We start from the raw sequence: 14,641 nt of genomic DNA, 5'->3' as shown, positions 1-14,641 counted from the left end.
CGTTAATCGTCCGTTAGGTCGAAACGTTAGAAACCCCCACTTCAAGCTTTGCTAAGTGGGGGAGTGTTCATTCCTTCATGTAAGCACATTTACTAATGAAAAATTTAACGATAAATTGGGATCCTTTACTTTCATTGTGCTACTTCTTATACTTTTCTATTTACACTGCATTTATAGAAAAGTATTTTGATGATATACAAAAGTGGATTCGAAATATCACATTTTGTTTTGCTTTGTTAGTAGTAGTTTTAGTAGCTCTATGGATAGGTTATTTTTAAATCTCTCTTTAAGAGAAGGAGAAGTATGTCATTACCATACATTCGATCCGATCATATTACTTAGCTGTATCGGCTTATATTAATCTTTTCTCTTCTTAATCATGATAAAATGTACAATAGGAAATTTTATGTAACAAAAAGGGGGAAGGATTATGGTCAGCTTTAGTACTTTGTTAGCCTTTGCAATTGTTTCACTTAGCATGGTTTGTTCACCTGGGCCTAATATGATTTATCTCATTTCTCGTTCTATTACGCAAGGGCGTATGGCAGGATTTATTTCTCTTTTGGGCATTATGCTCGGATTTGTAATTTATATAATCGCAACAATGTTCGGACTGACAGTTTTATTTCTTGCAGTACCTGCTGTCTATGAAGCAGTCAAGTGGGCAGGTGCCGCTTACTTACTGTGGCTTGCCTGGAATTCGATAAAACCAGGTGCTACTTCAATTATGGAACCTCGTACGATTTCTAATGAGCCACCACGGAAATTATTTCTGATGGGACTTATGACTAATCTCCTAAATCCAAAGATTGCTATTTTGTATGTGTCACTTTTACCTCAATTTGAAGATCCTGAGAAGGGATCGTTGCTTCTACAAGGTGCAGTTTTGGGTCTTACGCAAATCACTGTTAGTTTTATAGTCAACCTTCTAATTGTGTTTACAGCAAGCAAAATTGCTACATGGTTTGGCACACGCCCAACGTGGCTGCGAGTACAACGTTGGCTTATGGCAAGTGTATTAACGGGTCTTGCTGTACGTCTTGCTTTTGAACGTCGACAGTAGGATTATCTTAAACATTTTGACGATCTTATTGAACTGATTCAAGTTAGTTATAAAAAAAGTAAAAGAAAACCATCCATTTGATTAGTTTTTTCAAATGGATGGTTTTTATTTTTGAAACAAATATTTATTTTATAAAAAATCTTTTTAGACCCCCATAAATTTTGTTGTTCCTTCGAATATGTATAGTGCAGAAAGCAAATGAAAGAAAAATTACATATCGGGTACAGCATTGAAGTATTTATAAAATTGCTAGATTAAGTGAGGAAGCCGAAAGAAAAGGCTGAAATTACCAACAATATAGAGAAGAGTTATTTAAAGATTGCAGATAAAATAGAAAAAGAACAAGCAAAACAATATAAGAAATGAAAATGCAGATTTAGCTTTTGTATAAATAAAACAGAATAATCATTAAGAAAACGGTGGAAAAAGTCATTCTCGAAAAATATGAGCAACAGCAAAAAGATAAGCTCAAAGAAAAGTACTAACAAAATGTGGTTAAATGGTCACTTGTTTAGTGACCATTTTTCTATTTAAAGCAGAAGGAGGCTGAGAGATTACCAGTGTTGAGTTTAGTAATGAAGATCTTAAGAAAACCGAAAATAGAAGATATCGTATGTAACATACAAAATAACGAAGAAGATAAAGAAGCATTTATCGTACAGTATCAGCCGTTTATTAGAAAATCAATCTCGTCTGTTTGCCGCCGATATATTACAGAACAGGATGATGAATATAGTATTGGATTGTTTGCGTTTAACGAAGCAATTGAACAGTATTCATATAAAAAGGGAAAATCTTTTCTAGCGTTTGCTGATCTTCTTATAAAAAGAGATGTAATTGACTATATACGCAAGGAGTCTAAGCATAACCGTGTCTTTTTAAAAGAAGATGAGCAAGAGGAAATGTTAGAAATGCAAGTATCATTTACGGAGTATATGAAAGAGATGGACAATAGTAACCGTAAGGAGGAAATTCTTCATTTTCAAAGTGTGTTAGCTGAATTTAAAATCACATTTTCAGAGCTTGCTAAAGAATCTCCTAAGCATCGTGACACCCGTGAGCACTTAATAGAAATTGTAAAAATGATTATAAAAGAAGAGGAAATGATGGAAGAGCTGTTCCGAAAGAAAAAGTTACCGCTTAAACATATTGAACCGCGTGTTAGGGTAAGTCGTAAAACGTTGGAACGACATAGAAAATACATTATTGCAATGTGTATTATTTTTGCAAACAACTATACATATATTCTGGATTACATAAGAGGGGAAAAGCATGATGAATAAAGGAATTGTGATGGATATAAAAAAGCATAGCGTAGTTGTTTTAACACCAAGTGGAGAGTTTATTACGTGTAAAAGAAAAGGGGATTCTTGCATGATTGGAGAGGAGATCTCGTTTGAAGAACAAGAACAAAGAGAATCGCGTTTTTCAATCCCTTATTTTTTAAAGCCGGCATCATTACTTGTTGCTTGTTTTCTATGTGCGCTGTTATTTTTCTATAATCAACCAGAAGAAAAGGTGTTCGCTTACGTTTCAGTTGATATAAATCCAAGTTTAGAGGCGAGTGTAACGAAGGATCTTCGTGTTATAGATTTGCGGGCTTGTAATGATGACGGAAGGCGTATTTTAAAAGAAATGAAACGGTGGGAAAATAAGCATCTGCAAGATGTGATCCGCACTATTATAAAGCAAAGTCAAGAGGATAAGTATTTAACGAATGATAAGCAAGTTATGCTAACAGCTGTTGCAAAGGACAAGTCGTTAGAACCACAGTTGGAAAAGGCTATGCAGGAATTAAAGAAAGAATATGAGCTTAAACATATTACATTCGAATATCAAAGCAGTACGATGCAAGTACGAGAGAATGCTAGAAAAGCTGGAATTGGCACAGGTGTCTATATAAAGCAAGAGAATGAGAAGAACAAATCCCTTACTCCATCTGCCACGCCGTCTAATCCGGTGAAAAAGGAAGAAGAGGTGCAATCGCAGCCGGAGCCATCTTCTGGTGCATCATCAGATTTGTCTCCTGTAAAAGAAAAAAAATATGAGGATCCAGAGCATGAAGAACAAAAGAAAACAGAGGAACAGCCATCGAAGCAAATAAAAGAAAACAATGGAAGAGGATCTCAGCAAGAAAATAGAGGGAATCAGCAGGAGAATAACAGTAGAGAATCTCAACAAGGAAATAATGGAAATGAGCAAGGGAACAATGGAAGAGGATCTCAACAAGGAAATAATGGAAATGAGCAAGGGAACAACGGTAGAGGATCTCAACAAGGAAATAATGGAAATGAGCAAGGGAACAATGGAAGAGGATCCCAACAAGGGAATAACGGAAATGAGCAAGGGAACAATGGAAGAGGATCTCAACAAGGGAATAATGGAAATGAGCAAGGGAACAATGGAAGAGATCCTCAACAAGGAAATAATGGAAATGAGCAAGGGAACAATGGAAGAGGATCCCAGAAAGAAAATGATGGAAACGAGCAAGGAAACAATGGTAGGGGGTCTCAACAAGAGAATAGGGGCCACCAGCAAGGGAATGAAAAGAAGAATCAATAGAATCTGGAAGTGAGAGATTCATTTCAAAGCTAAAAGGATTTATCTCGCTATTGTGGGCAGTAAAACTCCCATCTCAAAATTTGGCTGGGGCAAAGAAGTTAGGTGGGAGTTGGGCTGCTTGTAAATGCCCAATTGGTGAGGGCTGATTAAAGTTGCACTTTATTATTCTATAGTTCTATTAAGAAGGAGTATGTGAAAAATATAATGGAGAAAAACATTCAACAAGAGAAAGATAAAGAAAAACCTGTTTTTTATGATCCGAAAGGAAGGAGAAACATAGCCTTTATTTGGTTTCTATGTATCTCAATAGTTAGTGTAAGTTTTGTATTTTATTTTTTCTTTCAAAGTATTTTTTCAACACCAGAAATTCCAAATATGAATACCGCTGTAAAACAAGATAATAAACTTGTACCAATTAATCAAAAACTTAGTGATCAGCAGTTAAAGAAGGAAGAATTTAAACCAAATACCGAAACGAAGGATAATAAAAATTTGGTGAAGTCGCCGAAGGATAGTAAACAACCTAAAGAAGTGTATGGTTTTTATGTAAACTGGGATGAAAATAGTACCGCTTCTTTAAAAGAAAATATCGATTCATTAACTACATTAGTACCAGAGTGGTATCATTTAAAAGCAGATTTAACGATTAGAAGTGAGATAAAACCTGAGATAGTAAAGTTGGCAGAAAAAAAACAAGTGAAGATTATGCCTTTGCTTACTAACTATACTGAGGAAGCTTCTGGTCCTGATAGTGGGCTAATTCATAAGTTACTGAATTCTTCAAACGATGTAAAGACAAAGTTTATTAATGATTTAGTAAGCCAAGTTAAAAAGAATCAGTTTTCAGGTATTAATATTGACTTTGAGGCCGTACCTGAAAGTGATAGAGAAAACTTAACAAATTTTATGAAAGAACTTACTACGGAATTTCATGAACATGATTTACTCGTTACACAAGATGTTCCAGCTAATGATAAGGCTTTTGATTATAGTGCGTTAGCAAAAATAATAGATCGAATGATTGTAATGATGTACGATGAGCACTATGGAGCCGGGGAACCAGGACCAATTGCTTCAAATAAATGGTTCCAACATACATTGAAAGAACTGAATATTCCGTCTAATAAACTTATAGTTGCTTTTGGTAACTATGGATATGATTGGCAATTGGGTAGTGAGGAACCAGCGAAGTCTTTAACTTTCTCAGAAGTTATGGCAATGGCTCATGATTCAAATATAAAAATTCAATGGGATAAGATGAGTGGAAATCCTTATTTTAGATATAAAACAGGAGAGAAAGAACATACTGCTTGGTTCTTAGACGGTGTTACTCTTTATAATCAAGTGAAAATCGCAATGGACAACAATGCAAAGGGATTTGCACTATGGAGATTAGGAGCAGAAGATCCTACAATATGGAAAGTTTTAAAAAATCCTATTGAGGTACAAAAAAATCCTAATGTATTACATAAAATCAATAGTTTAGATGAAGTAAATTATTCTGGACAAGGTGAAATTTTACAGATTGAGAATGAAAGAAAAAATGGATTGAGAGATTTTAAAGTAGGTAAAGAGGGTTATATTACAGATGAAGTATATCAATCCTTACCATCTGCATATGAAGTGCAACGATATGGAAAACCAAATGGGAAACAAGTAGTATTAACATTTGATGATGGACCAGACCCGAAATATACGCCAGAAATTTTAGATATATTAAAAGAGAATAAAATAAAAGCTGCTTTTTTTGTACTTGGTGAAAACGCGCAACTAAATACTAGTATTGTAAAAAGAATATACGATGAAGGGCATGAAATTGGCAACCATACTTTCAAGCACCCTAACGTCGCGGATACGTCTTTACTACGAACAAAAGTAGAACTTAATACGACGCAACGTTTAATTCAAGAAATAACTGGACATTCTACAGTTTTATTTAGACCGCCATATGAAGCAGATGCTAACCCTGATTCATCAAATGAAATATTGCCTATTTTACGGGCGCAAAATATGAACTATACAATGGTAGCAGAAAAAGTTGATCCTGAGGACTGGGCAACACCATCAACAAATGAATTAGTAAAGCGTGCTCTTAATCCCGTTTATAAGGGAGAGGGAAATATTATTCTTCTCCATGATGCGGGAGGGAATCGTACCCATACAGTAGAGGCACTGCCAATCATTATTAAAGACCTAATAAAGAATGGATATAGTTTTGTAACAATTTCAGATTTAATGAATAAAGAACGGGATGAAATTATGCCCCCTGTTTCTTCTGAGGGGGAGCAATATTTACTTTACAATAAAGCTGTCTTTTCAGGAGCGGGATACTTTAAGCATATATTAACAACTATTTTTTATATTGCTATTGGATTAGGGATTTTTCGATTCTTATTCTTAATTTATTTTGCATGGAAGCAGAAAAGAAAAACGTTATCTCGATATATTAATTCGTCCTATCAACCTTTTGTTAGTGTTGTCATAGCAGCATATAATGAAGAAAAGGTGATAGCTAAGACGATTCACTCAATTTTGGATAGTAATTATAGAGAATTTGAAGTTATTGTTGTGGATGACGGATCGACAGATGGTACGTCACAAGTAATGCAAGAAACATTTTATAAGCACCCTAAAGTTCGTTTCATTCAGAAAGAAAATGGAGGGAAATCATCGGCGATGAACCTAGGATTTCAACAATCGCGCGGAGAGGTCATTGTCACTTTAGATGCGGATACTATCATTGCGCAAGACGCTATTTCTCTAATGGTTAGACACTTTGAAGATCAGAATGTAGCAGCAGTTTCAGGTAATGTCAAAGTTGGGAATAGACGAAACTTGTTAACTACTTGGCAACATGTTGAATATATTACAGGATTTAATTTAGAACGTAGAGCTTTTGATGAGTTAAATTGTATTACGGTCGTTCCAGGAGCTATTGGGGCATGGCGTAAAAAGAATGTAATTGAATCTGGATATTTAAGCGAAGATACATTAGCAGAAGATACGGATCTTACTATTACATTTTTACGTCAAGGACATAGAATTGTATATGAAGAAAAGGCTTATGCTTTTACGGAGTCACCTGAAGATGTGAAAAGTCTCATTAAACAGCGATATCGTTGGTCATATGGTACACTTCAATGTCTTTGGAAACATCGAAAAGCATTATGTAATTCAAAGCATAAAACATTAGGATTTATCGCATTGCCAAATATGTGGTTATTCCAATATGTTCTCCAATTCATTGCTCCTTTTGCAGATATATTAATGATTATGGGGCTATTTAGTAGTGATCCGCTAAAAGTTTTAGGATTTTATTTTGTATTCTTTTTAATGGATCTTCTCGCTTCTCTGTTTGCATTTAAATTAGAAAATGAGAATCCGAAACCATTAGCATGGTTAATTTTACAACGCTTTATTTATCGCCAATTTATGACTTATGTTGTCATTAAATCTATATTCTCATCGATCCGAGGAGTAGCGGTAGGCTGGAATAAGCTAAAGAGAATGGGAAGTGTTAAACATTCCACGGAGCATAAGGAGGCATCTTAAGAGAGCAGGTTATCTGCTCTCTTTTTATTGATTGTAGTTAGCTGAGTGTAGAGTAGATACGTCTGTATCTATAAGGGTACTGAAAGTAAGGCATTATGTTAAGATACTCCTTTAGTTTCGGAAAAAAGTTTTTTCATATTTTTTAAAAATGACGGACATAAAATCGTATATACCTTCGAATTATATATATGGATAACATAAATATGTATATAAAAGGGGAAAAATAAGATGAAAGAACAAAAAGAAATGTTTGAAGAAATCTCTGAAGTACTAAAGGTATTGGCGCATCCTGTTCGTTTATCCTTAGTAAAAATAATGCTTGCAAAAGGTCCTACTAATGTAACAACAATGTATGGGGATTTACAAATGCCTCAAAGTACAATTAGTCAACATTTATCTAAACTAAAAGCTGCTAGAATGGTTACAGGTACTCGGAAAGGATTAGAAATTTATTATGAGGTAACTGACAATCGCACAAAATCAATATTAGCATGTTTAGTTTAAATACAGACTTCTATTTCAAAATAAAAAACGCTATTCTTTTCTATGTTTTTACAGAGAGAATAGCGTTTTTTATTTTTAAGGAGTATCTTTTTTATATCTTGATCGATCGTTGGTACGCCTCATGTTGATTAACTTCCCCCAATTCCATTTGGGGGACTTTACAATCTTAGGTCAATGACATGTGACGGTACTCTATTATAAAGTTTTAGGAGGATTTTTGACATAAAAGATTTAACAAAGTTTATCGTGTTGTTTTAGTCATGTAATCTTTTTATTTGATGATCTTTTCCCCACTCAAATAGTTCATTCATAATTTGCATTAAAGATTTCCCGTATTCGCTTATTGTGTACTCAACCTTTGGTGGTACTTCTTGATATACAGTACGATGGATAATCCCATCAGCCTCAAGTTGTCTAAGTTGTTGTGTAAGAACTTTTTGTGTAATGTTTGGGATTTCCCGTCGGATTTCATTTGTGCGCATTTTTCCATCCATCAAAACACATAAAATATGAACTTTCCATTTTCCACCGATCACTTCGAGTGTCGTTGCAATTGGGCAGTTATCATTTTGATTCATATAACACCTCCAAAGGTACTTCAAGGTTCCTAAAGCACTTGAAAGTACGTACTTTTCAATTATATGTAACGCATTCATACTAATACGTAAAGGATTGAATAATTTACAAAGGGGATGGAAAATGATGAGAACACTTGTAATTGTAGCACACCCTGAAATTGAAAAATCAAAAATTAATAAAAGATGGATAGAAGAACTTGAGAAATATTCGGATGAAATTACGGTGCATGAATTATATAAAGCGGCACCAAATTGGGAATTTAATATTGAAGAAGAGCAAAAGCTGTTAGTAGAACATGACAGATATATATTTCAATTTCCACTTTACTGGTATAGCTCACCACCATTATTAAAAAAATGGTTTGACGATGTATTAACGTATGGATTTGCGTATGGATCAAAAGGGGATAAAGTGAAGGGGAAAGAATTTGGTGTAGCTATTTCGATAGGTGGACTAGAAAAAGACTATGAAAATAGCGGAATCACAATGGATGAATTAACGAAACCATTTCAAGCTACGTGCTTATATACAGATATGAAATTTATACCTTCATTTTATTTATACGGTGCCGAATATAAATTAAGTGATGAAGAGATTGATAAAAGTGCACCTGAGTATGTGCAATATGTAATGAACAAGAAATATTCTAATATATAAGGAGAAAAAGCCATTTACTTGTGAAGTAAATGGCTTTTTTTATTCGTTTTATATTCACTAAGTGTAATCTTTAGTAAATTAATATTTAATCTGATAAAATAAAAAACCTAACATATATAAAGGGGAGTTTTACTTGAGAACGATGCAAAAATTATTACAAAAAAGAGCAATGCAATCACCAAATTTGGAAGCGCTTGTAGGCGGAGGGAAAAGGTATTCGTTTCAACAGTATAATGAACGAGTAAACCAGCTTGCACACTATTTGTTACATAACGGTGTACAAAGAGGAGATCGTATAGGAATACTATGCAAAAATAATCATCCGTTTCCAAGCGTTATGATGGCAAGTTTAAAAATCGGGGCTGTATTTATTCCGCTAAACCATCAGCTTACTACTTATGAATTAGAAACGATAATTAAAGAAGCAAAATTAAAAGTGTTAGTTATTGATGAAGAATTTAGTGAAGTTTTATTAAAGATTGATGCTGTTAAAGAAATTCCTTATGTAATTAAAACGACAGAAGAAGGTTTTGATTTATTTGAACTTAAATTACAAGAACAGCCAAGTATAGAGCCGAATGTAGAAGTTCATGAAGATGATGATGCGATTTACTTATTTACTTCGGGAACGACTGGACAGGCAAAAGCATGTGTAATGGGGCATAAAAACTTACATCATTATTTTAATGAAATTGCAGGACAAAGAGAAATTCCAGCGGGTGAACGCTTTTTATCCGTGCATCCATTATTTCATATGAGTGGCGTGCTTTCTGTTTTAAATTGTATTTATCATGGCGTTTCGATGATTTTCTTAGCTGATTCGAAACCTACTCTTATTTGGGATAAGATTGAAGAAGAGAAAATTACTACAATGCTTGCATTCCCAGCTGTTTATAGCTATATGCTTGATGAATTAAATAAAAAAGAACGTAACATTTCTACTTTTAAAGTAGCACAAAGCGGTGGAACAAAAGTGCCAGAAACACTTATTCAAAAATATATGGAAAAAGGAATCTATATGGTGCAAGGCTATGGTAGTACAGAAGGTTGGGTTGTAACATCATGGCATCCAATGATGGGAAAAGAAAAGATGTCTTCTGTAGGGAAAGCACTTAAACATGTAGATTTGAAAATTGTTCATCCAGAAACAGGCGATGAACTAACAACAAATGAAGTTGGAGAGATTCATGTAAGAAGTCCATACATGTTTAAAGGGTATTGGAATAATGAAAAGGCGACAAAGAAGGTAGTAAAAGATAATTGGTTTAACATGGGCGATGCTGGCATGATAGATGACGACGGATTTCTGCATATTATGGGAAGATATAAAGACGTTATCATACGCGGTGGTGACAATGTATATCCAGATCAAGTAGAAGATGTTATTCATGAAATACATGGTGTTTTAGAAGTTGCAGTAGTTGGAGTTCCAGATGAATTTTGGGGAGAGATTCCGACAGCGTACATTGTAAAAGACACGCAAACGTCTTTAGCGAAAGAAGAAATTATACAGCACTGTAAAGAAAAACTAGCAAGTTATAAAATACCAGAAGTTGTATTTATGGAAAAATTACCGAAAAATGCTTTAGGGAAAGTGTTGAAGAGGGAATTAAGAGAAGATGTACTTGTAAAATAAAAATCGATTAGGTGATGATGAATCCAGTTATGTATAAAGCATAACTGGATTTTTTGTTTATGATTCTGTTGGTGGATATTGTAAAAATTTAAAACTTTTTGTGTTTTTTTTAGTGTAATATTGAAAATAAAGGGAGCTAACTAATTTCAGTACAAGGGGGAGATAAGATGGCTATAAAATTAGAAACTGAGCATTTATGTATAGAACCTTTTACCAATGATGATGTATGTAGAATTAGAGAATTGGCTAATGACAAGGGATTAGCTAATATTCTTGGGCTTCCGCATCCATATAAATTGGAGTTCGCGCAAGATTGGGTTGATATGCAACCAGAACTTATAAGGAAAGGAATCGAATATCCTTTAGGAATTGTCTCTAAAGAATCAAGAGAAATTGTAGGTACAATTACACTAAGAATTGACAAGGGTAACAATAGAGGTGAACTTGGTTATTGGATTGGTAAGAATTATTGGGGAAAGGGTTTTGCAACTGAGGCTGTAAACAGGATGATTCATTTTGGCTTTATCGAATTAGGCTTAAATAAAATTTGGGCATCTGCCATTTCTAGAAATCGATCATCGATTAAGGTTTTAGAGAAGTCGGGCTTACGTAAAGAAGGCACATTAAGACAGAATAGGCTTTTATTAAATACATATGAAGATGTTGATGTTTATGGAATATTAAAGACAGAATACAAGGTTTTAAATTACAAATAAGATTGGTAGTATGATGACAAAAGGAAACCCTTCAGAACAGGGTTTCCTTTTTGTATTTCTCAAAAATCAATATTGTAGTTTAACAGGCCCTTGTTTATCCCACTTTAATGGGCAGTAAGACCCCCACCTCAAAATTCAGCGAAAGCAAAGAAGTTAGGTGGGGGATCAACTGCCCATAAAAGTCCGATTGGTTCAACTAATAATCAGTGGGGGATGAAGAAAACCCCCACTGATTAAAGTTTCACTTTATCAAAAACATAATAATTTACTAGATTTTGTATTTTGTGTAAGATAATAAAGAATATTCAAATATTAATTAAGGGAAGAGATGTAAATGAAGCTGCCGCTATTACAGGTAGAGACAGAGAGACTTATGATCCGTCCGTTCCAAAATGATGATTATGAAAGTTGGTTAGATGGATTTAATAAGAGGCTTTGATGAAGCGGCACATCGAGATGAGATGTATGTATTAGGTATTTTCCGTAAAGAAGACGGGGCTAATATTGGAAAGCTAGAGGTTATAAAAATTTTACGTATGGACTACCAATGGGTGATGATGGGGTATTCAATACATAATCAATACTGGAAAAATGGATATGGTATTGAAGGTGTAAAAGCTGCGTTACCATTATTTTTTAATAACCTTGATTTTCATAGAATCGAATTACATATACGTGTCGATAATGAGCCATCTGTTCGTCTTGCGGAAAGAGCAGGTTTTTCTTTTGAATGCAAGAGAGAGGCGTTTTCATTAGAGAATGGTAAGTGGATGGATTTTCTTATTTATTATAAAAATAAGGAGATGGATATATGAGAGTGTTTATTACAGGTGGAAATCGCGGATTAGGGTTACAGTTAGTAAAAATATTTCATGAAAATGGGCATATCATTTATCCGTTAGTTAGAACTGAGGTTGCGGTAACGCAATTACAGCAAATGTTTAGTTGTAGATGTTTTCCTATATTAGCAGATTTATCGGCTGATGAGAGTACCGCGCAAATTAAGAATCAACTTGCGGAACAGACAGAGTATATTGATTTAGTTATAAATAATGCTGGGATACCCGGAAAGGAAACGGAGGTTTTACATACGAATTCAGAGGAGTTAACGGACTTATTTAATATTCATTGCTTAGGTGTAATTCGAGCTGTAAAAGGTACATATGTAGCTTTAGCTAAATCGGATCATCCGAGAATAATAAATGTGTCCTCTCGATTAGGTTCATTGCATAAGATGGCGAACAAAGAGTTTCCGCAAGGTCAGTTTTCATATTCATATAGAATTGCTAAAGCTGCACAAAATATGTTAACACTCTGCTTACAACAAGAGTTTGAGGATAAAGGAATTAGTGTAACTGCCATTCACCCTGGGAAATTAAAGACTGAAATTGGTGCTTTTGATGCTGATTTGACTCCGGCTGAAGGTGCTCAAAATATATATGAGTGGGTAATAGGGTCAAATGAGGGAGCTTCAGGAAAGTTTATTGAGCCGGGTGTAGGTGAATTACAGTGGTGATATACGATCTTGCAATCATTCAGAATTTATTCGGTCCTTCCAACAAAGTATTAAATGGCTTACCAAATGCAGTAACAATTGAAGAAATAGAAGAAGATGTTTTGTATAACGTACAAGCGTATAAAGAAAAGATAAGTAGATTGGAAGAAGTTTGTTTTAACTGGAAGTTAAAAAGAGCGAGTATTGTATTAAACAAAAGGTTTAGTAGTTATAACTCAAGTGTGAGAGTGTTACTTCATGCAGGTTTTTCTTTGTATGCCGCAAAGATAGAAGTATGTAGAGAATTGAACAATATAGAGGGGCTTGAAAGACAATATACATATCGATCAATAGCAGAAGGAACGTTATCGGAAAAAGAATTTAAATATATTTGGGAACAATGTATGTCGGGTTCAGGGAATCAAACTTCAATTTTAACTATCGATGAGCATTTTTATTCCGTGCAAACAGAGTTAGGTAAGGGCTGGGAAAGGTCGTGTATTGTTTTCTATGATAAAACTGAGCCAATTGGTATGTCCATACCGCATATAGAATCTGGAACAGAAAGTGAAGGACGATTATTTTATTTTGGGGTAATGCCTTATTATCGCGGGAAAGGAATTGCCTCCCAGCTGCATCTTCAATCCTTACATATGTTAAAGGAAATGAGGGCTACTTATTATATCGGAAGTACACATACCTCAAATGAAAAGATGCAGAGGATATTTTGGAGAAATAATTGTTTGTTGAAAACGGAGATAGAGCTTTATTGTAAAATCTTTAAAAAAAGTTAGAAAAAGCCTGGCATTTTGCCAAGACTTCTTCTTATCTATTCAACACTTCAATATAAGAAGCATCTCCAGTTGTTCTTAAAGCAGAGCGAAAATTGTTATTTTCTAGCGTTTTAGCAACTTGTTGTAATTGCTGTGCATCATCATGATGGATAAGTAAGCTGTCAGCACCGCTTTCTTCTATATGAATGTGTTCGACATTTCCAATTGCATCATGTACAGCTTTTAAAAATTCAGGTTTCATATTGTCCTCCTATATGTATGTAACGTTGTTATTAGTATTTCCTTATTTTTGAAATATAAAAGTGAATGAAGGGAGAAATAAAAATGAATATAACGCAGTTTAAAGAACATATTACATCACTTTTTGAAGAGCATCTTCATAAATATGGCGATGATGAATATGGTTTCACTCACATTAGTAAAGAGGAATTTCACAAAATAGGTTACACAACAAATTTAACGTTAGAAACGATTGAAGAGGCGTATCGAAATGGAGTCGATATGATCGTTACGCATCATGCACCTTGGAGTTTTTTATTTGGTATGGAAGAGGCTTGTATTGAGAAATTAAAACAATATGAAATGAATCATTTTTGGATTCATTTACCGTTGGATTTTGTAAAGTTTGGGACGTGTACATCGTTATTTAACGAAATTGGGATAGATACAATTCTAGAATACTCTACGTATGAAGAAGAGGAATTACCTGGCATAGGAGAGTTTGAAGAAGCGATTCCCTTTTCAAACCTAGTTGAAAAATTGGAAGAGAGAATGGAAGAGAAAGTGAAGAGCTGGAGGAATCATGATAAACCAGTAAAACGGATTGCAATTTTAACTGGTGCAGGAAACAATACAAATTTGATTGAGCGTGCATTAGAAAAGGGGTGTGACACGTACATAACAGGAGAAAAAACATTATATACGGTGCAACATGCGAAATTTAAAGGCATTAATTTAATTGTAGGCAGTCATACGTTTACAGAGGTGTTTGGTGTGGAAAGTTTGGCTCGGAAGTTAAAAGAAAGAGATTGTGCAATAGAAATTACTAGATTATATGAAGAACATTTGGAGTGAAGAAATTGC

13 protein-coding genes and 2 pseudogenes are annotated in these 14,641 nt (G+C 34.3%); 13 read left to right on the top strand and 2 right to left on the bottom strand.

What is annotated here, in order from left to right:
- Positions 1 to 55 precede the first annotated feature (55 nt).
- From BAQ48_RS28490 to BAQ48_RS14890, 6 genes and pseudogenes are all read left to right on the top strand, one after another.
- Positions 56 to 278, top strand: a pseudogene (locus tag BAQ48_RS28490) (DUF3963 domain-containing protein).
- 152 nt (positions 279 to 430) lie between these two features.
- Positions 431 to 1,063 (top strand): LysE family translocator, encoded by a 633-nt coding sequence (locus BAQ48_RS14910; RefSeq protein WP_071711673.1) that lies wholly within the window; start codon positions 431 to 433, stop codon positions 1,061 to 1,063.
- 560 nt (positions 1,064 to 1,623) lie between these two features.
- A complete protein-coding gene (sigI, locus tag BAQ48_RS14905) occupies positions 1,624 to 2,346 on the top strand; it encodes an RNA polymerase sigma factor SigI (RefSeq protein ID WP_071711672.1) in 723 nt (240 codons plus the stop codon).
- Complete coding sequence (locus BAQ48_RS14900; RefSeq protein ID WP_071711671.1) at positions 2,336 to 3,625, top strand: anti-sigma factor domain-containing protein; 1,290 nt, start codon at positions 2,336 to 2,338, stop codon at positions 3,623 to 3,625. Before sigI ends, BAQ48_RS14900 begins: the two co-directional genes overlap by 11 nt.
- A 204-nt stretch (positions 3,626 to 3,829) precedes the next feature.
- Positions 3,830 to 7,177 (top strand): trifunctional glycoside hydrolase family 18/polysaccharide deacetylase/glycosyltransferase family 2 protein, encoded by a 3,348-nt coding sequence (locus tag BAQ48_RS14895; RefSeq protein WP_071711670.1) that lies wholly within the window; start codon positions 3,830 to 3,832, stop codon positions 7,175 to 7,177.
- Positions 7,178 to 7,405: 228 nt separating this feature from the next.
- The gene (locus BAQ48_RS14890; RefSeq protein ID WP_071711669.1) at positions 7,406 to 7,681 is read left to right on the top strand and encodes an ArsR/SmtB family transcription factor; all 276 of its coding nucleotides are present in this window, start codon (positions 7,406 to 7,408) and stop codon (positions 7,679 to 7,681) included.
- 254 nt (positions 7,682 to 7,935) lie between these two features.
- On the opposite strand, the gene BAQ48_RS14885 is transcribed toward BAQ48_RS14890, so the two are convergent.
- Positions 7,936 to 8,259, bottom strand: a complete 324-nt coding sequence (locus BAQ48_RS14885; RefSeq protein ID WP_071711668.1) for a winged helix-turn-helix transcriptional regulator — start codon at positions 8,257 to 8,259, stop codon at positions 7,936 to 7,938.
- A 124-nt stretch (positions 8,260 to 8,383) separates the two neighbouring features.
- Between BAQ48_RS14885 and BAQ48_RS14880 the strand changes: the two genes are divergently transcribed.
- The 6 genes and pseudogenes from BAQ48_RS14880 to BAQ48_RS14855 all read left to right on the top strand — a co-directional run bounded on the left by BAQ48_RS14880 (position 8,384) and on the right by BAQ48_RS14855 (position 13,558).
- Positions 8,384 to 8,917: an NAD(P)H-dependent oxidoreductase gene (locus BAQ48_RS14880; protein ID WP_071711676.1), complete on the top strand. Its 534-nt coding sequence runs from the start codon at positions 8,384 to 8,386 to the stop codon at positions 8,915 to 8,917.
- 133 nt (positions 8,918 to 9,050) lie between these two features.
- Positions 9,051 to 10,553: a class I adenylate-forming enzyme family protein gene (locus BAQ48_RS14875; protein ID WP_071711667.1), complete on the top strand. Its 1,503-nt coding sequence runs from the start codon at positions 9,051 to 9,053 to the stop codon at positions 10,551 to 10,553.
- 167 nt (positions 10,554 to 10,720) lie between these two features.
- Positions 10,721 to 11,269 (top strand): GNAT family N-acetyltransferase, encoded by a 549-nt coding sequence (locus BAQ48_RS14870; protein WP_071711666.1) that lies wholly within the window; start codon positions 10,721 to 10,723, stop codon positions 11,267 to 11,269.
- 334 nt (positions 11,270 to 11,603) lie between these two features.
- Positions 11,604 to 12,084: pseudogene (locus BAQ48_RS14865) on the top strand (GNAT family N-acetyltransferase).
- A complete protein-coding gene (locus BAQ48_RS14860; RefSeq protein ID WP_071711665.1) occupies positions 12,081 to 12,785 on the top strand; it encodes an SDR family NAD(P)-dependent oxidoreductase in 705 nt (234 codons plus the stop codon). Before BAQ48_RS14865 ends, BAQ48_RS14860 begins: the two are co-directional and overlap by 4 nt.
- On the top strand, positions 12,782 to 13,558 hold the full coding sequence (locus BAQ48_RS14855; protein ID WP_071711664.1) for a GNAT family N-acetyltransferase: 777 nt from the start codon (positions 12,782 to 12,784) through the stop codon (positions 13,556 to 13,558). Before BAQ48_RS14860 ends, BAQ48_RS14855 begins: the two co-directional genes overlap by 4 nt.
- Before the next feature lie 31 nt (positions 13,559 to 13,589).
- On the opposite strand, the gene BAQ48_RS14850 is transcribed toward BAQ48_RS14855, so the two are convergent.
- The gene (locus BAQ48_RS14850) at positions 13,590 to 13,799 is read right to left on the bottom strand and encodes a hypothetical protein (RefSeq protein ID WP_000801653.1); all 210 of its coding nucleotides are present in this window, start codon (positions 13,797 to 13,799) and stop codon (positions 13,590 to 13,592) included.
- Positions 13,800 to 13,882: 83 nt separating this feature from the next.
- Between BAQ48_RS14850 and BAQ48_RS14845 the strand changes: the two genes are divergently transcribed.
- Positions 13,883 to 14,632, top strand: a complete 750-nt coding sequence (locus tag BAQ48_RS14845; protein WP_071711663.1) for a Nif3-like dinuclear metal center hexameric protein — start codon at positions 13,883 to 13,885, stop codon at positions 14,630 to 14,632.
- Positions 14,633 to 14,641: the final 9 nt, after the last annotated feature.

Source organism: Bacillus luti (assembly GCF_001884105.1).
GTDB classification, from domain to species: Bacteria; Bacillota; Bacilli; order Bacillales; family Bacillaceae_G; genus Bacillus_A; species Bacillus_A luti.
The sequence above is the reverse complement of the archived record's forward strand: the minus strand, read 5'-3'. Positions and strand labels throughout refer to the sequence as shown.

Bases quoted from the DNA above. Each gene is read 5' to 3' on its own strand.
- BAQ48_RS14910 (WP_071711673.1), top strand. From the start codon at position 431: ATGGTCAGCTTTAGTACTTTGTTAGCCTTTGCAATTGTTTCACTTAGC.
- BAQ48_RS14900 (WP_071711671.1), top strand. From the start codon at position 2,336: ATGATGAATAAAGGAATTGTGATGGATATAAAAAAGCATAGCGTAGTT.
- BAQ48_RS14895 (WP_071711670.1), top strand. From the start codon at position 3,830: ATGGAGAAAAACATTCAACAAGAGAAAGATAAAGAAAAACCTGTTTTT.
- BAQ48_RS14890 (WP_071711669.1), top strand. From the start codon at position 7,406: ATGAAAGAACAAAAAGAAATGTTTGAAGAAATCTCTGAAGTACTAAAG.
- BAQ48_RS14885 (WP_071711668.1), bottom strand. From the start codon at position 8,259: ATGAATCAAAATGATAACTGCCCAATTGCAACGACACTCGAAGTGATC.
- BAQ48_RS14880 (WP_071711676.1), top strand. From the start codon at position 8,384: ATGAGAACACTTGTAATTGTAGCACACCCTGAAATTGAAAAATCAAAA.
- BAQ48_RS14870 (WP_071711666.1), top strand. From the start codon at position 10,721: ATGGCTATAAAATTAGAAACTGAGCATTTATGTATAGAACCTTTTACC.
- BAQ48_RS14860 (WP_071711665.1), top strand. From the start codon at position 12,081: ATGAGAGTGTTTATTACAGGTGGAAATCGCGGATTAGGGTTACAGTTA.
- BAQ48_RS14850 (WP_000801653.1), bottom strand. From the start codon at position 13,799: ATGAAACCTGAATTTTTAAAAGCTGTACATGATGCAATTGGAAATGTC.
- BAQ48_RS14845 (WP_071711663.1), top strand. From the start codon at position 13,883: ATGAATATAACGCAGTTTAAAGAACATATTACATCACTTTTTGAAGAG.